This window comes from Halomonas alkalicola, assembly GCF_030704205.1.
Lineage (GTDB): Bacteria > Pseudomonadota > Gammaproteobacteria > Pseudomonadales > Halomonadaceae > Halomonas > Halomonas alkalicola.
This window is the reverse complement of record NZ_CP131913.1, coordinates 1,399,737-1,421,049: the sequence shown is the minus strand read 5'-3', so window position 1 is coordinate 1,421,049 and position 21,313 is coordinate 1,399,737. Positions and strand designations below refer to the sequence as shown.

General features: G+C 68.3%; 18 protein-coding genes and 1 pseudogene. 12 read left to right on the top strand and 7 right to left on the bottom strand.

Features of this window, described 5'->3' with window-relative positions; genetic code table 11:
* Positions 1 to 54: 54 nt before the first annotated feature.
* The 9 genes and pseudogenes from rnr to B6N23_RS06680 all read left to right on the top strand — a co-directional run.
* On the top strand, positions 55 to 2,460 hold the full coding sequence (gene rnr, locus B6N23_RS06720) for a ribonuclease R (protein WP_305503101.1): 2,406 nt from the start codon (positions 55 to 57) through the stop codon (positions 2,458 to 2,460).
* Positions 2,461 to 2,535: 75 nt separating this feature from the next.
* The gene (gene rlmB, locus B6N23_RS06715; RefSeq protein ID WP_305503099.1) at positions 2,536 to 3,330 is read left to right on the top strand and encodes a 23S rRNA (guanosine(2251)-2'-O)-methyltransferase RlmB; all 795 of its coding nucleotides are present in this window, start codon (positions 2,536 to 2,538) and stop codon (positions 3,328 to 3,330) included.
* Between the two features lie 151 nt (positions 3,331 to 3,481).
* Positions 3,482 to 3,850: a 30S ribosomal protein S6 gene (gene rpsF, locus B6N23_RS06710; protein ID WP_119021961.1), complete on the top strand. Its 369-nt coding sequence runs from the start codon at positions 3,482 to 3,484 to the stop codon at positions 3,848 to 3,850.
* A 33-nt stretch (positions 3,851 to 3,883) separates the two neighbouring features.
* Positions 3,884 to 4,111, top strand: a complete 228-nt coding sequence (gene rpsR, locus B6N23_RS06705; RefSeq protein WP_023004506.1) for a 30S ribosomal protein S18 — start codon at positions 3,884 to 3,886, stop codon at positions 4,109 to 4,111.
* A 12-nt stretch (positions 4,112 to 4,123) separates the two neighbouring features.
* The gene (locus B6N23_RS06700; protein ID WP_305503091.1) at positions 4,124 to 4,975 is read left to right on the top strand and encodes a hypothetical protein; all 852 of its coding nucleotides are present in this window, start codon (positions 4,124 to 4,126) and stop codon (positions 4,973 to 4,975) included.
* Positions 4,976 to 4,990: 15 nt separating this feature from the next.
* Entirely contained in the window at positions 4,991 to 5,437 is a 447-nt protein-coding gene (gene rplI / locus B6N23_RS06695) for a 50S ribosomal protein L9 (RefSeq protein ID WP_169957542.1), read from the top strand.
* Positions 5,438 to 5,577: 140 nt separating this feature from the next.
* Entirely contained in the window at positions 5,578 to 9,723 is a 4,146-nt protein-coding gene (dnaB, locus tag B6N23_RS06690; protein ID WP_369425019.1) for a replicative DNA helicase, read from the top strand.
* 99 nt (positions 9,724 to 9,822) lie between these two features.
* Positions 9,823 to 10,116, top strand: coding sequence for a hypothetical protein (locus tag B6N23_RS06685; protein ID WP_305503088.1), 294 nt, complete (start codon positions 9,823 to 9,825; stop codon positions 10,114 to 10,116).
* Positions 10,117 to 10,157: 41 nt separating this feature from the next.
* Positions 10,158 to 10,436 (top strand): annotated as a pseudogene (locus tag B6N23_RS06680) (hypothetical protein); the annotation flags it as partial.
* Positions 10,437 to 10,591: 155 nt separating this feature from the next.
* Here B6N23_RS06680 and B6N23_RS06675 read toward each other — a convergent pair.
* Positions 10,592 to 10,990, bottom strand: coding sequence for a thiol-disulfide oxidoreductase DCC family protein (locus tag B6N23_RS06675; RefSeq protein ID WP_305503086.1), 399 nt, complete (start codon positions 10,988 to 10,990; stop codon positions 10,592 to 10,594).
* Between the two features lie 121 nt (positions 10,991 to 11,111).
* On the opposite strand from B6N23_RS06675, the gene hemH reads away from it, so the two are divergent.
* Positions 11,112 to 12,212 (top strand): ferrochelatase, encoded by a 1,101-nt coding sequence (gene hemH, locus B6N23_RS06670; protein WP_305503084.1) that lies wholly within the window; start codon positions 11,112 to 11,114, stop codon positions 12,210 to 12,212.
* Between the two features lie 24 nt (positions 12,213 to 12,236).
* Here hemH and B6N23_RS06665 read toward each other — a convergent pair whose 3' ends face one another.
* The 6 genes from B6N23_RS06665 to B6N23_RS06640 are packed head-to-tail and all read right to left on the bottom strand — an operon-like array spanning position 12,237 to position 18,149.
* Positions 12,237 to 12,686 carry a Na+/H+ antiporter subunit G gene (locus tag B6N23_RS06665; protein WP_302141150.1) on the bottom strand — a complete coding sequence of 150 codons (450 nt, stop codon included), beginning with the start codon at positions 12,684 to 12,686 and terminating at the stop codon, positions 12,237 to 12,239.
* A 10-nt stretch (positions 12,687 to 12,696) separates the two neighbouring features.
* The gene (locus B6N23_RS06660; protein WP_119021952.1) at positions 12,697 to 12,966 is read right to left on the bottom strand and encodes a K+/H+ antiporter subunit F; all 270 of its coding nucleotides are present in this window, start codon (positions 12,964 to 12,966) and stop codon (positions 12,697 to 12,699) included.
* A complete protein-coding gene (locus tag B6N23_RS06655; RefSeq protein ID WP_119021951.1) occupies positions 12,960 to 13,457 on the bottom strand; it encodes a Na+/H+ antiporter subunit E in 498 nt (165 codons plus the stop codon). Before B6N23_RS06655 ends, B6N23_RS06660 begins: the two co-directional genes overlap by 7 nt.
* A complete protein-coding gene (locus B6N23_RS06650) occupies positions 13,454 to 14,995 on the bottom strand; it encodes a monovalent cation/H+ antiporter subunit D (RefSeq protein WP_302141157.1) in 1,542 nt (513 codons plus the stop codon). The genes B6N23_RS06655 and B6N23_RS06650 overlap by 4 nt, the downstream gene beginning before the upstream one ends.
* Entirely contained in the window at positions 14,992 to 15,333 is a 342-nt protein-coding gene (locus B6N23_RS06645) for a Na+/H+ antiporter subunit C (protein ID WP_119021949.1), read from the bottom strand. The genes B6N23_RS06650 and B6N23_RS06645 overlap by 4 nt, the downstream gene beginning before the upstream one ends.
* Positions 15,333 to 18,149: a monovalent cation/H+ antiporter subunit A gene (locus B6N23_RS06640; RefSeq protein ID WP_305503076.1), complete on the bottom strand. Its 2,817-nt coding sequence runs from the start codon at positions 18,147 to 18,149 to the stop codon at positions 15,333 to 15,335. Before B6N23_RS06640 ends, B6N23_RS06645 begins: the two co-directional genes overlap by 1 nt.
* Before the next feature lie 395 nt (positions 18,150 to 18,544).
* On the opposite strand from B6N23_RS06640, the gene B6N23_RS06635 reads away from it, so the two are divergent.
* Both B6N23_RS06635 and B6N23_RS06630 read left to right on the top strand, forming a co-directional pair.
* Positions 18,545 to 20,875, top strand: coding sequence for a putative monovalent cation/H+ antiporter subunit A (locus B6N23_RS06635; RefSeq protein WP_305503729.1), 2,331 nt, complete (start codon positions 18,545 to 18,547; stop codon positions 20,873 to 20,875).
* On the top strand, positions 20,868 to 21,299 hold the full coding sequence (locus B6N23_RS06630) for a Na+/H+ antiporter subunit B (protein ID WP_305503074.1): 432 nt from the start codon (positions 20,868 to 20,870) through the stop codon (positions 21,297 to 21,299). Before B6N23_RS06635 ends, B6N23_RS06630 begins: the two co-directional genes overlap by 8 nt.
* Positions 21,300 to 21,313 lie beyond the last annotated feature (14 nt).

The following is a 21,313-nucleotide window of genomic DNA, read 5'->3' as shown; positions in this document are numbered from 1 at the left end:
CTCGTGCGCCTTCTCCTTCCTGCCGTCCCCGACCCTGCCAAGGATGCTCTCCGCATGACCCACTGGACGCTCAGCGACGACCCGCACGCCAGCCGCGAGGCCCACAAGTACGACAATCCTGCTCCCAGCCGCGAGTACCTGCTCGCCCGGCTCGAGGAGTATGGCAAGCCGATCACCCACGAGAAGATGAGCCGCCTGCTGGGCCTCGATGACGAGGACCTCGAGGAGGCGGTCCGCCGCCGCCTGGCCGCCATGGAGCGTGATGGCCAGGTGCTGCGCAACCGCGCCGGTGCCTATGCGCTGATCGACAAGCTCGACCTGATCCGCGGTAAGGTGCTCGGCCACCGCGACGGCTTCGGCTTCCTGATCCGCGAGGATGGAAAGAAGCCGGATCTGGTGCTGCCGCCGCGCCAGATGCGCCGGGTCTTTCACGGCGACTACGTGCTGGCGCGCATCAGCGGTCGCGACCGCCGTGGCCGCGACGAGGCGACCATCGCCGAGGTACTCTCCCACAACACCCAGACCATCGTCGGCGTCTACCGCGAGAACACGCCCGAGTTCGGGGTGCTGATCCCGGAGAACCCCCGCATCACCCAGGAGGTGATCATCCCGCACAGCGCCTGCGGCGGGGCGAAGGATGGCCAGGTGATCTCGGCAAGGATCGTCCAGCAGCCCGAGACCCGGGTGCAGCCGGTGGGCGAAGTGGTCGAGGTGCTCGGCGAGCGAATGGATCCCGGGATGGAGATCGATATCGCCATCCGCAGCTACGAGATTCCTGCCGAGTTCCCGCCGGAGGTCCACGACCAGATCGCCGGCATGTCCGCCGAGGTGGTGGACGCGGACAAGCACCACCGCATCGACCTGCGCGACGTGCCGCTGGTCACCATCGACGACGAGAGCGCCAAGGACTTCGACGACGCGGTCTGCGCCTGGAAGACCAAGTCCGGCAGCTGGAAGCTGCTGGTGGCCATCGCCGACGTCTCCCACTACGTGCGTCCGGGCAGTGCCCTGGACCAGGAGGCGATTCGCCGCGGCAACTCGGTCTACTTCCCGGGGCAGGTGGTGCCGATGCTGCCGGAGCTGCTCTCCAACGGGCTCTGTTCGCTCAATCCGGCCGTCGACCGCCTGGCGCTGGTCTGCGAGATGAACATCTCCCAGAGCGGCACCATCAGCCGCTACCGTTTCTATGAGGCGGTGTTCCAGTCCCATGCGCGCCTCACCTACAACAAGGTGGCGGCGATCCTCGACGAGGACGATTCCGCAGGGGATGCGCTGCGCGAGGAGTACCGGGAGCTGGTGCCCTCACTCAAGAACCTGCACGCGCTCTACCGGGTGCTGCGCGAGGCGAGGGAGGCCCGCGGGGCCATCGACTTCGAGACCACCGAGACCGCCATCGTCTTCAACGAAGAGCGCAAGATCGAGAAGATCGTGCCGCGCAGCCGCAACGACGCCCACAAGATCATCGAGGAGTGCATGCTGGCGGCCAACGTGGCCACGGCGCGTTTCCTCGACAAGCACGACCTGCCGGCCCTCTATCGCATCCACGAGCGCCCCTCGCCGGAGCGCCTCGACAAGCTGCGGCTGTTCCTCGCCGAGCTCGGGCTCTCGGTGGGCGGCGGCGACGAGCCGACCCCCCAGCACTACCGTGACCTGGCCGAGGCGATTCGCGGGCGGCCGGATGCCGACGTCATCCAGACGGTGATGCTGCGCTCCATGAGCCAGGCGGTCTACTCGCCCCAGAACGAGGGCCACTTCGGCCTGGCCTATCCGGCCTACGCCCACTTCACCTCGCCGATCCGCCGCTATCCCGACCTGCTGGTGCACCGCGCCATCCGCTCGGTGATCCGCGGCCCGCGCCAGACCAACACGGTGCTGCGCGCCGACGACGCCAAGGTGGAGCCGCCCAGCAAGTGGTGCCCCTATACCTTCGAGCAGATGCTCGAGCTCGGCGAGCACTGCTCCATGACCGAGCGCCGCGCCGACGATGCCACCCGCGACGTCGAGGACTGGCTCAAGTGCGAGTTCATGTCCGACAAGCTGGGCGAGGTCTTCGACGGCACCATCGCCTCGGTCACCCAGTTCGGCATCTTCGTGCGTCTCGACGAGGTCTATGTCGAGGGCCTGGTGCACGTCACCTCGCTTCCCTCCGACTACTACCACTACGAGCCGGAGAAGCATCGCCTCAAGGGCGAGCGCAGCGGCATGAGCTACCGGCTGGGCGATGGCGTCAGCGTGCAGGTGGCCCGGGTCGACCTCAACGATCGCAAGATCGACTTCGCCCTGGCCGACGACAAGCCTCGCCCCAAGCGTGCGCCTCGCCGTCGCGGCAAGGGCGATGAGGCCCCGGACAAGGGGCAGGCCCGGGCCGGTGGCGGGCCGGCCGCGGCAGGCGCTGGCCGGGCGGAGGAGGGCGACGGCAAGAAGCGCGGTGGCGGTCGCCGCCGACGCTCGCGCCGCTGAGCGAGTCCGATCCGTGAGGGGCGCCGGCGGCCTGCCGCTGGCGCCCCTGCTCGTTTCCCTGCGTGGATGAATGCGATGAAACAGAAGCGATCCCGCCGCCCCGTCGGCGGCAACTCCGGCACACCCGGCGGCCTCGAGGCCGTGTTCGGCGTGCACGCGGTGCGCGCCCTGCTCGAGCGCGGTGAAGCGCCAAGGGAGCTGTGGGTCCAGGAGGGTAGCGCCGGCGGCCGCCTCGCCGAGCTGGTGGAGGCGGCCGCCGGTCGCGGCGCCCGCATCCAGGCCCGCCCTCGTGACGAGCTCGACCGGCTGGCCCAGGGGGCGGCCCACCAGGGCATCGTCGCCTTCACCACGCCGCTGGCCTTCGCCGGCGAGGCGGAGCTGTGGTTCCGGCTGGAGGACTGGTCCCGGGAGGAGCCGCCGCTGCTGCTGGTGCTGGATGGTGTCACCGACGTGCACAACTTCGGGGCCTGTCTGCGCAGCGCCGACGCCGCCGGGGTGCACGGCGTGATCGTGCCCAAGGACAAGGCGGCCCCGCTCAATGCCACGGTGCGCAAGGTGGCCTGCGGCGCCGCCGAGAGCGTGCCCGTCTACCAGGTCACCAACCTGGCCCGGGCCCTGGCCAGGCTCAAGGAGCTCGGCGTGTGGATCACCGGCACCGCCGGGGAGGCCGAGGCGCTGGTCTATGAGGCCGACCTCGCGGGCCCTACGGCCCTGGTGATGGGCGCCGAGGGCAAGGGCATGCGCCGCCTCACCCGGGAGGCCTGCGACCAGCTGGTCAAGCTGCCCATGGCCGGCAGCGTGTCGAGCCTCAACGTCTCGGTGGCCACCGGCATCTGCCTGTTCGAGGCGGTCCGCCAGCGTCGTGGCTGACGCGCCGCCGCTTGCTATCTCGCCCCGCACTCCCTAGAATACCTGCGCCCGTTCGTCCATCGAACGGGCGCTCGTGTTTTTCCGTTATCACCTCCTTGCTTCCCCGGAGCTCAGGTCTCCCGCGGAAGCTGCCAAACCGCAAGGAGATTCCATGCGTCACTACGAAATCGTGTTCATGGTCCACCCGGACCAGAGCGAGCAGGTTCCTGCCATGGTCGAGCGCTACACCAGCCTCGTCACCGAGAACGGCGGTACCGTGCATCGTCTCGAGGATTGGGGTCGTCGTCACCTGGCCTACCCGATCAACAAGATCCACAAGGCCCACTACGTGCTGATGAACGTCGAGTGCGAAGGCGAGACCCTCGACGAGATCGAGAACATCTTCCGCTTCAATGACGCCATCCTGCGCAGCCTGGTGGTGCGTTGCAAGGAAGCGATCACTGAAGCTTCCCCGATGATGAAGCCGGTGGAAGAGAAGCGCGCCCGTCGCGACGAGAAGCCCCGCGCCGAAACCGCCTGATCTCACCCATCGCACGTCTGAAGGAGTCTTCACATGGCACGCTTTTTCCGTCGCCGCAAGTTCTGTCGTTTCACCGCCGAGGGCGTGAAGCAGATCGATTACAAGGATCTGGACACCCTCAAGGCCTACATCACCGAGACCGGCAAGATCGTTCCCAGCCGTATCACCGGTACCAAGGCTCGCTATCAGCGCCAGCTGGCCACCGCCGTCAAGCGCGCCCGCTACCTGGCCCTGCTGCCCTACACCGATAGCCACCAGTAAGCGGCTGGCGTGATGCTCGCGATCGCCCGCTGGATGATGCGGGGAACGCCCTATGCCGTCGGCGGGGCCGCCCTCTCCACGCTGATTCCGTGGCTGTTCTGGCTGGGGGCCGCCATCGCGGCCCTGGTCACCCTGCGTCGCGGTCTCTCCCCGGCGCTGCCGGTGATCGTGGCGGCCGGGCTGCCGGCCGGATGGTGGTGGGCCCAGGGCGACGTCATCCCGTTGACCAGCGTGCTGCTGGTCACGCTGATGGCGATCGTGCTGCGCTCCCGCATGCGCTGGAGCGAGGCGCTGATCACCGGCGCCCTGGTCGGCGCGGGGATGATCCAGCTCGGCGTCTTCCTGCCGCCGGGCGGGGCCGGCCCCATGCTGGAGCAGCTTCGCCAGGGTTCGCCCGAGGTGGAGCGCCTGCTCAGCGAGTTGACCAGCCAGGGGCTCGATACCGAGCAGCTGGCCGGGATGCTGATCGGTGGCATCACCGGGCTCGTGGTGCTGGTCGCCGCCGTGGCCTGCCTGGCCCTGGCGCGCAGCTGGCAGGCGGGGGTCTACAACCCCGGGGGATTCCGCGAGGAGTTCCACGCCCTGCGCCTGACGCCCCGCGAGCTCGCCGTGCTGGTGGTGCTCGGGGTGGTCGGCGGCGTGATGGGCCTCGTCGGCCTGGGCATGCTGCTGTGGATCCCGCTGCTGGTCGCCGGCATCGCGCTGGTACACGGCTATATCGGACTGAAAGGGATGAACGGGCTGTGGCTGATCCTCTTCTATGTGTTGCTGATCACCACCTGGCCCATGATTCTGATTGTGCTGCTGCTGGCCTTCATCGACGTCTTCGCGGATATCCGCGGGCGCCTGGCCAGCCGCAACTGACAAGAGGTTAACGAGATGGAAGTCATTCTGCTCGACAATATCGGCAAGCTCGGCGGCCTGGGCGACCAGGTCACCGTCAAGCCTGGCTACGGCCGCAACTACCTGGTGCCCTACGGCCTCGCCGTGCCGGCCACCAAGGACAACATCGAGGCCTTCCAGGCCCAGCGCGCCGAGCTCGAGGCCCAGGCCGCCGAGCGCAAGGCCGAGGCCGAAGCGCGTGCCGCCCAGCTCAACGAGATCGAACTCTCCCTGGTCGCCAAGGCCGGCGACGAGGGCAAGCTGTTCGGCTCCATCGGTCCCCGCGACCTGGCCGAGGCCATCGCCTCTGCCGGCTTCGATGTGGCCAAGAGCGAAGTGAAGATGCCGGAAGGCCCGATCCGCGCCACCGGCGAATACGACATCCACCTGCAGCTGCATGCGGAAGTCGACGCCACCGTGCGCGTGGTGGTCGTGGCCGAGTAACACCGGTCCGCCATCGCCCTGCGGGGCGACACCAGGGGCGCGAGGAGAGATCCTCGCGCCCCTGCGTCTTTTTCGGCCGCTGGCAGAGCCAGCGGCCTGGGGTAGAATGAGCTCCCCGCGTTACCCAGGTGCCCCTCGCCATGAACGAGCTCCTCGAGCACGACAAGGAAACCGCCGCCCTCAAGGTGCCGCCCCACTCGCTGGAGGCGGAGCAGTCGGTGCTGGGTGGCCTGATGCTCGACAATCAGGCATGGGACAACGTCGCCGACCGTCTGGTGGCCGACGACTTCTACCGCTACGAGCACCGGCTGATCTTCAACGTCATGGCGGGGCTGGCCGAGGCGGCCCGCCCGCTGGACGTGGTGACCCTCTCCGAGGCGCTCGAGGGGCGCGACCAGCTCGATACCGTGGGGGGGCTCGCCTACCTCGCCGAGCTGGCCCGCAACACCCCCTCGGCCAGCAACATCCGCGCTTACGCCGATATCGTTCGCGAGCGCGCCACCCTGCGCAAGCTGATCCGCGCCGCCAGCCAGATCGCCGACGGCGCCTTCAGCCCCCAGGGGCGGCCGGCGGACGAGCTGGTCGACGAAGCCGAGCGGCTGGTGTTCCAGATCAGCGAGGAGCGCCCCAAGTCGGGCGGGCCCATCGGCATGAGCGAGCTGCTCGCCAAGGCGGTGGATCGCATCGACGAGCTCTTCAACATGAAGGGGGAGATGACCGGGCTCTCCACCGGCTTCCGCGACCTGGACGAGATGACCTCGGGCCTGCAGCCTTCGGACCTGGTGATCATCGCGGGGCGGCCCTCCATGGGCAAATGCATCATGGCCGGCTCGCGCCTGGTGGACCCGGCCAGCGGTGCGCTGGTCACCATCGATGAGCTGGTGGCCCGACAGCAGGCCGACCTGCTCTCTCTGGGTGATGACTTTCGTCTGGCGCCGGCGTGCGCCAGCGCCTTCGTGGATGATGGGTGCAAGCCCGTCTTCCGGGTTCGCACGGCGCTGGGCCGCGAGATCTGCACGACCCTTACGCACCCCTTCTTGACGGGCGACGGCTGGCAGCCTCTGGAGCGCCTCGCGGTAGGGGAGCGTGTGGCCGTGCCGAGGCGGTTGCCGGTCTTCGGCCGGGAGCGCCTGCCGGAGCATCAGGTGAAGGTGCTGGCCTACATGATCGCGGACGGCGGCACGACCCAGACCAATGCGCTCTTCACCAACGCCGACCCGCGCCTGCGCGCGGAGTTCGACGAGGCGGTGGCGGCCTTTCCCGGGCTGGTGTGCCGGCCGGTGGAGAGCGCCGGGCGCACTCCCGCCCTGCGTGTGAGCCGTGAGCCCCAGGCCCTGGTGACGGCACGCGAGGCCTTCGGCAGGGCGCTTCGCGGGGCCCTGGCTCGGGCCGGGATGACCGGGGAGGTCCTGGCGGGTGCGCTCAACGTCAGCAAGGCGGCGGTGAGTGGCTGGTGCCAGGGCCGGGCCATGCCCGCCGAGGCAACCTTCGGGCGGCTCTGCCACGTACTGGAGGTTCCGCCGGCCGAGCTCGAAGTGGACGACTACGCCCGGGCGGCGAAGAATGCCAGCAGCCCGATGCGGCGCTTCCTGGAGGCCCATGGGGTATGGGGGATGAAAGCCACCGCAAAGCGGATGCCTGCCGGAATCTTCCGCCTCGAGAAGCCGCTGCTGGCACTCTTCCTCAACCGGCTTTTCGCCTGTGACGGCAGCGCCTTCGTGCAGGCCAGCGGCCAGGCCAGGGTCAGCTACGCCTCATCCAGCCGGGAACTGATCCGTGAGGTGCAGCACCTGCTGCTGCGCTTCGGCATCCTGGCCAAGGTGCGTGAGAAGCCCCACGCCAAGGCCAGTCCTGACTGCCTGCCCTGGGAGCTGGAGATTCTCGACCGCGCCAGCATCGAGACCTTTGTCGCCGAGATCGGGATCTTTGGCAAGGAGTCACGGCTAGCCGAGGTCCAGGCGTGTCTGGGCGGCAAGCGGCATCACAGCAATCGCGACAGCCTTCCGCGCTCGGTCAATCGCTATGTGAAGGCGATCAAGGGAGAGCGCTCCTGGCGTCACCTGTTCGAAGCGGCCGGTCGCCGGCTGCCCGAGGGTGGTAATCTGCACCTCAGCGGCGGCAGCGAGCGCTGCCTGTCGCGGGCGCGCGCGGCGGAGCTCGCCGCTGTGCTGGAGGATGAGTACCTGGCGAACCTGGCCGACTCGGACCTCTACTGGGACGAGATCGTCGAGATCACCCCTCTGGGGCATCAGCAGGTCTATGACCTGACCGTGGACGGGACCCATAACTTCGTCGCCGAGGATGTCTGCGTCCACAACACCACCTTCGCCATGAACCTGGTGGAGCATGCGGTGATCGCCAGCGACCGTCCGGTGATGGTCTTCTCCATGGAGATGCCCGCCGAGTCGCTGATGCTGCGCATGCTCTCGTCGCTGGGGCGCATCGACCAGACCCGGGTGCGGACCGGCCAGCTGGAGGACGAGGACTGGCCGCGGCTCACCTCGGCGGTGAACCTGCTCAAGGACAAGCAGCTGTTCATCGACGACACCGCGGCGCTCTCCCCTAACGAGATGCGCTCGCGCATCCGGCGGGTGGTGCGCGAGCACGGCAACGTCGGTCTGGTGATGATCGACTACCTGCAGCTGATGCAGATTCCCGGTTTCTCCGAGAACCGCACCGGGGAGATCTCCGAGATCTCCCGCTCGCTCAAGGGCATGGCCAAGGAGTTCGGCTGCCCGGTGGTGGCGCTCTCCCAGCTCAACCGCTCCCTGGAGCAGCGCCCCAACAAGCGCCCGGTGATGTCGGACCTGCGTGAGTGCGTGACCGGCGACACCCTGGTCATGCTGACCGATGGCACGCGCCGCCCCATCGCGGAGCTGGTGGGGCAGACGCCGCGGCTGTGGTCGGTCAATGCCGCCGGACGTCTGGAGCCGGCGGCCAGCGACAAGGTGTGGCCGGTGGGGCGGCGCCCCGTGTGGCGTGTGCGCCTGGCCAGCGGGCGGACTCTGCGCTGCACCGCCGAGCACCGGCTGCGGGCCTGGGAGGGCTGGAAGACGCTGTCGGAGCTGGGAGAGGGGGACCGCCTGGCCCTGGCCAGCCATCTGCCGGCGCCTGCGCGCCCCGAGCGCTGGGATGACGAGGCATTGATCCTGCTGGCCCATCTGGTGGGGGATGGCAGCTATGTCTCCGGCCAACCGCTGCGTTATACCACCGCCAGCGAGGCCAACAGCCGGGCGGTGACGGAAGCCGCCGAAGCGCTCGGCTCCCGAGTCAGCCGTCATCCCGGGCGCGGCTGCTGGCACCAGCTGGTGATTGCCGGCAACGGCAATCGCTGGCACCCGGCGGGGGTGGGAAAGTGGCTCAAGGCGCTGGGTATCTTCGGCCAGCGCTCCCGGGAGAAACACCTTCCCGAAGGTATCTTCCGCCTCGATGATGATCAGCTGGCGCTCTTCCTGCGTCACCTGTGGGCGACCGATGGCAGCATCACCCTGAGTGCCCGGGGGCGCGGGCGCATCTATTTCAGCACCGCCAGCCGCCGCCTGGTCGATGATGTGGCGGCCCTGCTGCTACGCTTCGGTATTCAGGCCAGGATCAAGCATATCGTTGCGAAGGGTGGTGAGGGCTGGTTCACCGCGGATATCTCGGGGGTCGAGCCGCAGCGCCGCTTCCTGGAGCGCGTCGGCGCGTTCGGCGAGCAGCAGGCTCGTGCCGCCGAGCTGCTGGCGCATCTGGCCGGTGTCATCCCCAATACCAATATCGACACCCTTCCCCGTGAGGCCTTCCGGGAGGTCAAGGCCCTGATGGCAGAACGCGGCGTCAGTCAGCGGGAGATGGCGCGCCTGCGAGGGACGTCTTATGGCGGCAGCTCGCACTTCGGCTTCGCTCCTTCGCGCACGACCCTGGCAAGTTACGCGCAGTTGCTGGATGAAGAGGCGCTGAAGTCCCGCCTGGAAGACGACCTCTTCTGGGATCGTATCGTCGAGATCGTGGCCGAGGGAGAGGAGGAGGTCTTCGACCTGACGGTGCCCGGCAATGCCTGCTGGCTGGCCGACGGCATCGTCACTCATAACTCCGGCGCCATCGAACAGGATGCAGACGTCATCGCCTTCGTCTATCGCGACGAGGTCTACAACCCGGACAACCCCGACAACCAGGGCCTCGCCGAACTGATCATCGGCAAGCAGCGTAACGGCCCCATCGGCACGGTGCACATGGCCTTCATCGGCAAGTACACCCGCTTCGAGGACCTGGCCCCGGACAGCTACGGCGACACCTTCGGCGAGTAGGCCGAGGCGCCCGGCTTGAGCCCGGCGAGCGGGGCCGTATAATGCCAACCCCCCAGGCCCGGGCAAATCGAGCCGGGCAGTGAGAATCGAGGAGGCAGCATGGCAGGCGGATTTCGGCGCGGCAGTCGGCAGCGTACCCCCAAGCTACAGGCGCGCGGCGAGCTCCAGTCCCTGGAGCGTGAAGGCCCCTTCAAGGAGTGGCTGGGCATGCCCGACCTCTATCGCTACCACCTGGTGGTGGAGGGCGAGGCCTACAGCTACCAGACCGAGGACGCCGAACTGCCGGTGCAGGTCGGCGACAGCGTGGTGTTTCGCTACAAGGAGACCAAGGCGGGCAAGTGGATCGACCGCAACTCCCTGGGCAAGGCGATCGATCCCTCCAGCTATCAGTAACTTGCGGAACCCTCCCGGGTCTCGATGGTCATAGTCTCGACATGCAGCCGTCATCCAGGCGTCACGCTGTGGCCTCAGGCTGTTCGGAACTGCAATCACAAGATACCCGGGAGGGAAGCATGGAATTCAAGGACCTCAAGGCCTTCGCGGCCCATCACGACAACTACGAGATCCGTGTCATCGGTCATGCCGGCAGCCGCTTCTATCAGGTGGAGCTGGAGGATATCGAGGGGCAGCGCCACATGCTGACCCGCCAGGGCAAGCCGGTGCTCTTCCGCGCCCTCGACGACGTCTATCTCGAGCTCAAGCGCGCCGGCATCCATCGCGCCTATCTGGTGCAGTACGTGCCTCACGACGAGGTGGTCGGCCGCGACGCCCACTACCACGACCCGCTCTCCTCGCGCGCATGCGCTGGTCTTCTAGGCCCTCCATCCGGCCCCCGCACCATCGAGGGGCGCCCTCTTCGTTTTCCCGCCTACCGTTTCCGCCGCCGACCCTCCAGCCAGCGCCCCAGGCGCACCCGGCGGCGGGCAAACCAGCGATACCCCGCGTTCATCACCGGCGCCACCCCCCGCAGGCTGCTCAACCAGACCAGCCGCCGATACCCCAGCACGGCGTAGAGCGCCCGGCTGGCATCCATGCCGATGAACCAGCGCCCCTCGGCATCCCTCAGGTGCAACCGCCCGATCATCGCCTCGAAGGTACGCCCCAGCGCCGTGGCGTCGAACTCCGCTGCCTGGATGTCCACCAGGGCCACGCGCTCGCGCCGCGGATGGCGCGCCAGCCAGGCCACCTCCCGCTGGCAGAGCGGGCAGTGGCCGTCGTGATAGAGGATGACCGGCGGCGTGGCGGAGAGGGCGGGGCGTCGATTCACGGGGTTTACCTCAAGCTGTACAAATGTATCTGATAGTACAACTCGATCCCCCGTCGGGCGAGCGGCCTGATACACTAGCCGCATCTCATCACTTCGTGCGCATCGACCAAGGAGCCCCCCCATGACCACTGAGACCAAGGATTCGGCCAGCCAGGCCATGGACCGTCCCGGCGAGGGCCGCCTGGCCCATGCGCCCAGCGACCATCCGCCCGTTCGGCGCGCCCGAGTCGGCGTGGTGCTGGCCAACCTGGGCACCCCGGACGCCACCGACTACTGGTCCATGCGCCGCTACCTCAGCGAGTTTCTCTCCGACAAGCGGGTGGTGGACTACCCGAGCTGGAAGTGGCAGCCGCTGCTGCAGCTGATCATCCTGGCGCGGCGGCCCTTCAAGTCCGGCGAGGCCTATCGGAGCATCTGGAACACCGAGAAGGACGAGAGCCCGCTTTTGACCACGACCCGGGAGCAGACCCGCAAGGTGGCCGAGGGGCTCGCGGCGCGCTACGGCGAGCAGGTGATGGTCGACTTCTGCATGCGCTACGGCAACCCCTCCACCGACAGCGTGCTGAAGCGCATGCAGGCCGCGGGCTGCGAGAAGATCCTATTCTTCCCGCTCTACCCCCCGTACGCCTCGCCCACCACGGCGACCGCCAACGACCAGGCCTTTCGCACCCTGATGCAGCTCAAGTGGCAGCCGGCCCTGCGTACCGTGCCCGCCTACTTCGAACACCCCCAGTACATCGAGGCGCTGGCCGCTACGGTGCGCGAGGCTTACGAGGCCGCGGCGACGCCGCCCGAGGTGCTGGTGGCCTCCTACCACGGGGTGCCCAAGCGCTTCCTGATGGAGGGCGACCCCTACCACTGCCAGTGCCAGAAGACCACGCGATTGCTGCGCGAGGCGCTGGGCTGGGAGGGCGAGGCGATCCAGACCGCCTTTCAGTCCCAGTTCGGCCCCGAGGAGTGGGTCGGCCCCCAGACCGTGGAGCACGTGGCCGAGCTGGCCCGTCAGGGGAAGAAGCATATCGCGGTGATCTCGCCGGCCTTCTCCGCCGACTGCGTGGAGACCCTGGAGGAGATCGAGGAGGAGATCCGCGACGCCTTCCTGGCCGCGGGGGGGGAGACCTTCACCTACGTGCCCTGCCTGAATGCCCGCGACGACCATATCGCGGCGCTGCTCGCCATCATCGGCAACGAGCTCTCCGGCTGGGTAGCGCCCGGGGCCTGAGGGCCGCCGGGCGGTGTGCCGGTATCAGCGGGGCAGGCGGGACTTCTGGCGAGACCTCTGGCGTGACTGGCGGGTGCGCCACGGGTGGCGCGCCTTGGCGGGTCGCGCCACCCGGCTCTGGCCGACGTCCTCGTCGCGCAGCTCCGGCAGCGAGCCGCGGGTCCCGGTGGTGAAGCGCAGGTGCATGTGCAGCCCGGTCTTGGCCAGCATATGGCCGGTAACCGGCGCGGTGATGAAGAGGAACAGGGTGATCAGCAGCTCCTGCACGTGGAACTCCCGTTGGGTCACCGTGAAGTAGAGCATCGAGGCGATCAGCACGCAGCCGATCCCCAGGGTGGTGCCCTTGGTGGGGCCGTGCAGGCGCATGAAGAAGTCCTTGAACTGCAGCATGCCCAGGGAGCCGGTGAAGGCGAACACGCCGCCTGCCACCAGCAGGAAGGCGACGACGCCTTCGGCCAGCAGGGTGAAGCTCATGGGTGCCTCCTCACTCGATGATGTCGCCGCGCAGCAGGTAGCGGCAGATGGCCATGGTACCGACGAAGCCCAGCATGGCGATCAGGATCGCCGCCTCGAAGTAGGTCTTGGTGTTGAGCCACAGCCCCAGCAGCACGATCAGCGCGATGGAGTTGACGTACAGGGTGTCCAGGGCCAGCAGGCGGTCGGGCACGTCGGGCCCCCTGGCCAGGCGCAGCACGTTCATGGCCATGGCCGCCACGATCAGGCCCAGGCTGATCATCAGCGCGGTCTCTAGCATTCGAAGATCTCCTTGAGCGGGCGCTCGTAGCGCTCCTGTATCTCGCGCACCAGCGCCTGCTCATCCTCCATGTCGAGCACATGGATCAGCAGCGATGAGCGGTCCAGGCGGATATTGGTGGAGACGGTCCCCGGGGTCATGGTGATGGTGTTGGCCAGCAGGGTGATGGTCAGCGGTTCCTTGACCTGCAGGGGGTACTCGATGAAGCCTGGGTGGGGCTCACGCTTCGGTGACAGGATCAGCAGGCTGACATGGATGTTGGCCTTGACGATGTCGTAGAGCACCACCAGCACGAACCAGGCCAGCTTGAGGGGGTGCCTGACCTGGGGCAGCGGCTCCCAGAAGCCGCGGGTGAGCAGCGGGATGCCCACCGCCAGGGCGGCGCCGAGGAGCAGCTGGCCCGGTGCGATGCTGCGCACCAGCAGCAGCCAGACGACCAGCAGCACCAGCGACAGGGTGGGGGTGGGCAACAGGCGACCCATGGCTCTCATGGTGACTCTCCCTCGTCGATGGTGTGCCGGCCGAACTGCAGGGCCGGGGATTCACCGAGCAGCCGGGAGACCACGACCTGGGGCGCGGCCAGCTGTTCGGCGGTATCACGGGCGTAGTCGCTGACCGGGCCGGCGAAGCCCACCAGCAGCGGGGCGCTGGCCAGCAGCCAGAGCACGCCCGCCAGCTGCGGCCGGGAGACTCGGCCGCTCTCCACCTCGCCCTTGTAGCTGGCCCAGAAGAATACCGAGCCGGCGCGGGACATGGCGATCAGCGCGCAGAGGCCGGCCAGCAGCAGCAGGGGCCAGAGCCACAGCCGGGCGCTTCCCTCGGTGGCCTGCATCAGCAGCAGCTTGCCCAGGGCGCCGGCCAGGGGGGGGAGGCCGGCCACCGCCACGGCGGCGACCAGGAACATGCCGCCCAGCAGATGGCGCTGATAGAGGCGGCGGCCGCGCACCAGGCGGGTGCCCGCCTTGCCGCGCTGCTGGCCGATCAGCTCGGCGATCAGGTAGAGCGCCCCGCACGCCAGGGTGGTGTGGGGCAGGTAGTAGAGCAGGGCGCCGACGGCGTCCACGGAGCCCAGGGCCAGGCCGGCCAGCAGGGTGCCCACCGAGACCAGCACCAGGTAGGCCACCAGGGTGCGCAGGTCCCGGGCCGCCAGCACGCCGACCCCGGCCAGGGCGATGGTGGCCAGCCCCGACCACCACAGCCAGGCGGTGATCGCCTCGGCGGCGGGCGACTCGCCGAAGATCAGCGACTGCACCCGCAGGATGGCGTAGAGCCCCACCTTGGTCATGATGGCGAACAGCGCGGCCACCGGCGCCGGGGCGGCGGCATAGGTGCGTGGCAGCCAGAAGTAGAGGGGCAGCAGGGCGGCCTTGAGGCTGAACACCACGATCAGCAGCAGGGCGCCGGCGGTCACCAGCGCCGCCTGGTCGCCGGACATCACCGCGACACGACGCGCCATGTCGGCCATGTTGAGGGTGCCGGTGGCGCCGTAGAGCACCCCCAGCGCCACCAGGAAGAGCGCCGAGCCCGCCAGGTTGAGGATCACGTAGTGCAGACCGGCGCCGATGCGCTCCTTGCCGCCGCCGTGCATCAGCAGGGCATAGGAGGCCAGCAGCAGGATCTCGAAGAAGACGAAGAGGTTGAACAGGTCGCCGGTCAGGAAGGCCCCGTTGAGCCCCATCAGCTGCAGCTGGAAGAGGCCATGGAAGTTGCTGCCCCGGGCGTCCTCGCCGGCGCTGGCGAAAAGCACGCAGCCCAGCGCCAGCACCGCGGTAAGGACGAGCATCAGCGCGGAGAGCCGATCCAGCATCAGCACGATGCCGAAGGGGGCATGCCAGTTGCCCAGGGCATAGAAGAGCAGCCCGCCGCCGGCGGCGCCATGCAGCAGCCAGGCGCTGACCAGCACCTGGGCCGCGCACAGCGCCACGCTCAGCTGGCGCCGCCGGGTGTCGCTGGCCTGGCTGGCCAGCAGCAGCGCCATGGCGCCGATCATCGGGATCAGCACCGGCAGGGTGATCAGGTGCTGCATCATTTCGCGTCTCCCGCTTCACCGGACTGCCCATCGACGTGGTCGCTGCCCAGCTCGCTGCGCGCGCGGATCGCCAGGATCACCACGAAGGCGGTCATGGCGAAGCCGATGACGATGGCGGTGAGCACCAGCGCCTGGGGCAGCGGGTCGGCGGGGCTGATCGACTCGCCGATCACCGCCGCGGCGTGGGTGTGCAGGCCGCCGGTGGAGAAGAGGAAGAGGTTTACCGCATAGCCGAGCAGGGCGAGGCCGACGATGACCGGGAAGGTGCGCCCGCGCAGCAGCAGGTAGATGCCGCTGGCGGTGAGCACGCCGACCACCAGCGAGAAGAGGGCTTCCATCAGCGTTCCTCCAGCGTCGGGCGATGGATCGTGGTGACCCGGCCCAGGTTGATCAGGATCATCAGGGTGGCGCCGACCACGGCCAGGTAGACGCCCACGTCGAAGAGCATCGCCGAGGCCAGCTCGATCTCGCCGATCAGCGGGAGATGGAAGTGGCCGAAGGCGGAGGTGAGGAAGGGGTAGCCGAACAGCCAGCTGGCAAGGCCGGTGGCCACGGCGACGGCCAGGCCCGAGACCGCCACCACCGAGTAGGAGATCGGCAGGCGCTCGCGGGTCCAGTCGTGGCCGCGGGCCATGTACTGCAGGATCAGCGCCACGGCGGTGATCAGGCCGGCGATGAAGCCGCCGCCGGGCTGGTTGTGGCCGCGCAGGAAGATGTAGACCGACACCAGCAGGGCGAGCGGCAGCAGGATCTGGGCCACCACGGCGAGGATCATCGGGTGGCGGTGGCGCGACCAGCGGATGCCCTCCAGGTTGCCCGCCGGCTTGAACAGCCGCATGCGGTTGCGGTTGAGCAGCTTGAAGGTGGCCAGGCCCGCCAGGGTCAGCACGGTGATCTCCCCCAGGGTGTCGAAGCCGCGGAAGTCCACCAGGATGACGTTGACCACGTTGGTGCCGCCGCCGCCGGGCACCGCCTCGCGCAGGAAGTAGTCGGCGATCGAGATCGTCTCCCGGGTCAGCAGCGCATAGTTGAGCATCGCCACCACCAGGCCCAGCGACACGGCCAGCAGCAGGTCGCGCAGGATCCGTCGGCTCGAGACCAGCAGGGGAGGGCGCTGGGGCAGGAAGAAGAGCGCCAGGATGAAGAGGATCATCGACACCACCTCCACCGAGAGCTGGGTCAGCGCCAGGTCGGGGGCGGAGAAGCGCACGAAGGTGAGCGAGACGGTGAGGCCCACCACCGAGAGCATCAGCAGCGAGACCAGCCGCCAGCGGTGGCTCAGGGCGCTGCCGATGGCACCGAAGACGATCAGTGCCGCCCCCAGCACCAGCATGCCGTCCACCGGCTGCAGGCCCAGCGGGCCGGTCAGGGCGTCGAGGCGGGTCAGGCCCACGGCCACCATGGCCAGGGCGGTGAGCAGCAGCAGCGCCTGGTAGCGCTGCAGGGAGCCGTTCTCCAGGCGCTGGGTGAGCCACAGCGCGGCCTTGATCACCCTCAGCACGGCGGCCTCGAAGATGCGCCCGGCGTCCCGCGCGGGGAACAGGGCGGCGATGGCGGCCAGCCGGCGGTGCTGGCGCAGCACCAGCACGCCCGCGATCACCGCTACCAGGCTCATGGCCAGGGGCAGGTTGAGGCCGTGCCACAGCGCCAGGGAGATCAGCGGGGTGGTGTCGCCCTGGACGGCGAGGCTGGCGGCGTTGACCAGGGGTGCGGCCAGGGTCATGGGGAAGAGACCCACCGCCAGGCTCATGGCGGCCAGGAACAGGCCCGGGGCCAGCATGCCGCGGGCCGGGTCATGGGCCTCGAGGGGCGGCTGGGCCTTCTGTTCCCGGGTCAGCTTGGGGGCGGCGAAGAACAGGCTCCAGATCAGGCGCAGCGAATAGGCCACCGAGAGGGTGGCGGCCACCATCACCAGCAGCGGGATCAGCGCGCTCAGCGCCCCCAGCACGTTGTTGAGCAGGCTCTGCTCGAAGAGCATCTCCTTGGAGAGAAAGCCGTTGAAGGGGGGAAAGCCCGCCATGGCGGAGCCCGCCAGGATCACCATGGTGCCGGTGAGCGGCATCATCGACCACAGGGCGCCCAGGCGGTCGATGTCACGGGTGCCGGTCTCGAGGTCGATGATGCCCACGCTCATGAACAGCGCCGCCTTGAAGGTGGCGTGGTTGAGGATGTGGAACACCGCGGCGACGATGGCCAGCGGGCTGCCCAGCCCCAGCAGCAGGGTGATCAGGCCCAGGTGGCTCACCGTGGAGAAGGCCAGGATGCCCTTGAGGTCGCGCTCCAGGAGGGCGAACCAGGCGGCATAGAGCATGGTGGCGAGGCCCACCAGGGAGAGCGATACTGCCCACAGCGTGCTGTCGCCCAGCGCCGGGGTGAGCCGGGCCATCAGCAAGACCCCGGCCTTGACCATGGTGGCCGAGTGCAGGAAGGCGGAGACCGGGGTGGGCGCCGCCATGGCGTGGGGCAGCCAGAAGTGGAAGGGGAACTGGGCCGACTTGGTGAAGGCGCCGAACAGCACCAGCGCCAGGATCAGCGGGTAGTGCGCCGAGGCGCGGATGACGTCGCCGGCGGCCAGCACGTCCGCCATGGCGAAGCTGCCCACCACGTTGCCGATCAGCAGCAGGCCGGCGAGCAGCGCCAGGCCGCCGGCGCCGGTGACCGCCAGCGCCATGCGCGCACCGCGGCGGGCGTCGCTCCTGTGGCCCCAGAAACCGATCAGCAGGAAGGAGGAGACGCTGGTCAGCTCCCAGAAGAGCCACAGCAGGATAAGGTTGTCCGCCATGGCGATGCCGATCATGGCGGTCATGAACAGCATCATGTAGGAGAGGAAGCGACCGTCGTCCTCGTCGGCGCTCAGGTAGTGGCCGGCGTAGAAGAGGATCAGGCTGCCGATGCCGAGGATCAGCAGCGCGAACAGCAGCGTCAGGCCGTCGATGCGCAGCGCCAGGTCGAGGCCCAGCAGGGGCATCCAGGCAAGGGAGGCGCGGACCACCTCACCGTCGATCACCGCCGGGGCCTGGGCAAGCACCAGGCCCAGGGCGAGCAGGGGAACGATCAGGGTGGCGAGAACGCAGAGGCGTCGACCGTGGCGAGAGGTGGATATCGGCACCAGGGCGCCGAGCAGGGTGAGGAGGGGAATCCACATCAGTGCCATCGGTTTGCTCATCCACGCAATGGCGGGGGCACAACTGGCCAGGCCGGGCACCGGGGGTACGGGGTGCGCTGTGGCCCGGGCAGCCACGTCACCGCCCGGCTCGTGTTCATCTCGATGCCCTGGTGGGGGATCGAGGCGCTGGTGTGCGGCAACCGGGCACGGCGAAAATTTGCATGATAATCATTCACTAATGATACAATGCCGACTTTCGTTTAAGGTGATATGTGGCCCGTTCTTGCCACTCGCCGGCGAGAGTCTATAGGCTTTCTCTATTGATAAACAGGCTCCGGGGTGCTGCGCCGCGTCATCCATTAGGCGAATGCTGACCTGGGTCAGCTGGGCCCGATCTGCGAACCTTGGACCTTCGAACGAACCCGACCAGGAGAGTGACCTTGATGCAATTCGCCGTGCTATCGGGATTCCTGCTGGCCGCGCTGGCGCCGCTCTTCCATCGCTGGTTCGGCGACCGTACCAGCTTCTTCCTGGCCGCCTTCCCCGCCGCCCTGGCGCTCTGGTTCCTGACCCAGCTGCCGGCGGTGATGGCCGGCGAGACCCTGGTGTTCGCCATGGAGTGGGTGCCGTCGCTCGGCATGAGCCTGACCTTCGTGGTCGACGGCCTCTCGATGCTGTTTGCCCTGCTGGTGACCGGCATCGGCACCTTCGTGCTGATCTACGCCGGGGGCTACCTGAAGGGGCACCCGGACCTGGTGCGCTTCCACCTGGCGATCCTCGCCTTCATGGTCTCCATGCTGGGGCTGGTGCTGGCCGACGGTCTCTTCACCCTGTTCGTCTTCTGGGAGCTGACCAGCATCACCTCCTACCTGCTGATCGGCTTCAACCATACCGATCTGGAGGCGCGCAAGTCGGCCCGCCAGGGGCTCTTCGTCACCGTGGCGGGGGGGCTGGCGCTGATGGCGGGCCTGGCGATGCTGGGGGTGGCCGGCGGCAGCTGGTCGCTTTCCGAGCTCAATGCCATGGACGACGTGCTGCGCGACCATGACCTCTACACGCCGCTGCTGATCTGCCTGCTGCTGGGCGCCTTCACCAAGTCGGCCCAGTTTCCCTTCCACTTCTGGCTGCCCAACGCCATGGCGGCGCCCACCCCCGTCTCGGCCTACCTGCACTCGGCCACCATGGTCAAGGCGGGCATCTACCTGCTGGCGCGCCTGCAGCCGAGCCTGGGCGGCACCGAGCTGTGGACGGTAACCCTCTCGGTGGTGGGGGCGCTGACCATGTTCACCGGCGCCTTCCTGGCCATCCGCCACACCAACATCAAGAAGCTGCTGGCCTACTCCACGGTGATGGCGCTGGGCACCCTGACCATGCTGCTGGGCATCGGCACCGAGGGGGCGCTGATCGCCTTCGTCACCTTCCTGCTCGCCCACTCCCTCTACAAGGGGGCGCTGTTCATGGTGGCCGGCATCCTCGACCACGAGACCGGCACCAAGGACGTCACCGCCATGGGCGGCCTGAGGCCGCTGATGCCGATCACCGCGGTGGTGGCCATGGTGGCGGCGCTGTCGCTTGCCGGGGTGCCACCGCTGTTCGGCTTCATCGGCAAGGAGCTGATGTTCGAGTCGGTGCTCGAGGCGAGCGCCTGGCGGTGGCTGATCCTGCTGCTTGCCTTCTCCGCGGCGATCCTGACCATCGCCGTGGCGGCCATCGTGGTGCTGCGGCCCTTCTTCGGCCAGCGTCGCCAGACCCCGCGGGTGGCCCACGAGGCCCCGGCCTCCATGCTGCTGGGGCCGGCGGTACTGGCCGTGCTCTCGCTGCTGCTTGGCCTGCTGCCGGCCCTGGCCGGCACCGGGCTTCTGACCGCTGCCGCCTCGGCGGTGGCCGGCACCTCGCTGGAGGTCAGGCTGTCGCTGTGGCACGGCATCAACCTGCCGCTTCTGATGTCGCTGGTCAGCCTGGCGCTGGGCTACCTGCTGTTCAAGCGCTGGGATCGCGTCAGGGCGCGGCTGGCGCGCCTCGACCCGCTCATCGCCCGGGGCCCGGAGGCCGGCTACGACGCCTTCATGGATGGCGTGGTAGTGGTCGCCGAGTGGCAGACCCGGGTGCTGCAGAACGGCTACATGCGCAACTACATCCTGGTGATGATCGTCACCCTGATCGCCCTGGTCGGGAACTCGCTGCTGCTGCGCCATGCGCCCCAGTTCCATGTCGCCCTGGACGTGCAGTTCCACGAGGCGATCGTGGTGGGCACCATGGTGATGGGCGCCCTGTTCGCCACCATCTCCCGCTCGCGGCTCGGCGCCGTGGTCTCGGTGGGCATCATGGGCTTCTCCATCGCGCTGATCTTCATCCTCTTCAGCGCCCCCGACCTCGGCATCACCCAGCTGCTGGTGGAGACCCTGACAGTGATCCTGCTGGTGCTGGTGCTGTTCCGCCTGCCGCGCTTCTCGAGCCTCTCCACTCCCCTGGAGCGGGTGCGCGACGTGGCCGTGGCCGGCAGCCTGGGCGGGCTGATCACCCTGCTGGTGCTCACCTCCTGGAGCATCGACCAGTTCGTGCCGATCTCCGACTACATGATCGCCAACAGCGCGCCGCTGGCCTACGGGCGCAATATCGTCAACGTGATTCTGGTGGACTACCGCTCGCTGGATACCCTGGGCGAGATCTTCGTGCTGGCGCTGGCCGCCATCGGGGTCTTCGCCATGCTCAAGCTGCGCGCCCCGGAGAAGCCGAAGAAGAGTGCTGCGACCAAGGAGAACGCCGATGGTTAAGTCCGGCACCATCATCCTCAACACGGCGGCACGGATGCTGATGCCGCTGCAACTGTTGTTCTCTATCTTCCTGCTGCTGCGCGGCCACGACGAGCCCGGCGGCGGCGTCATCGCCGGCCTGGTGGCCGCCGGTGCCTTCACCCTCTACCTGTTCGCCTTCGGGGTCAGCGCCACCAAGGAGGTGCTGCGCATGCTCGACCCCCGCGACCTGATCGGCATGGGCCTGCTGCTGGGCATGATCTCGGTGGTGCCGGCCTGGTTCGTCGGCGAAGCCTTCCTCACCGCCCAGTGGTGGGAGATTCCCGGCATCGACTTCAAGGCCTCGACGCCGCTGATCTTCGATATCGGCGTCTACCTGGCCGTGCTCGGCTCGGTGCTGACCATGGTGATGACGCTGATGGAGGTGGACAAGGATGAGCCCTGAGAACGCCGCCCACC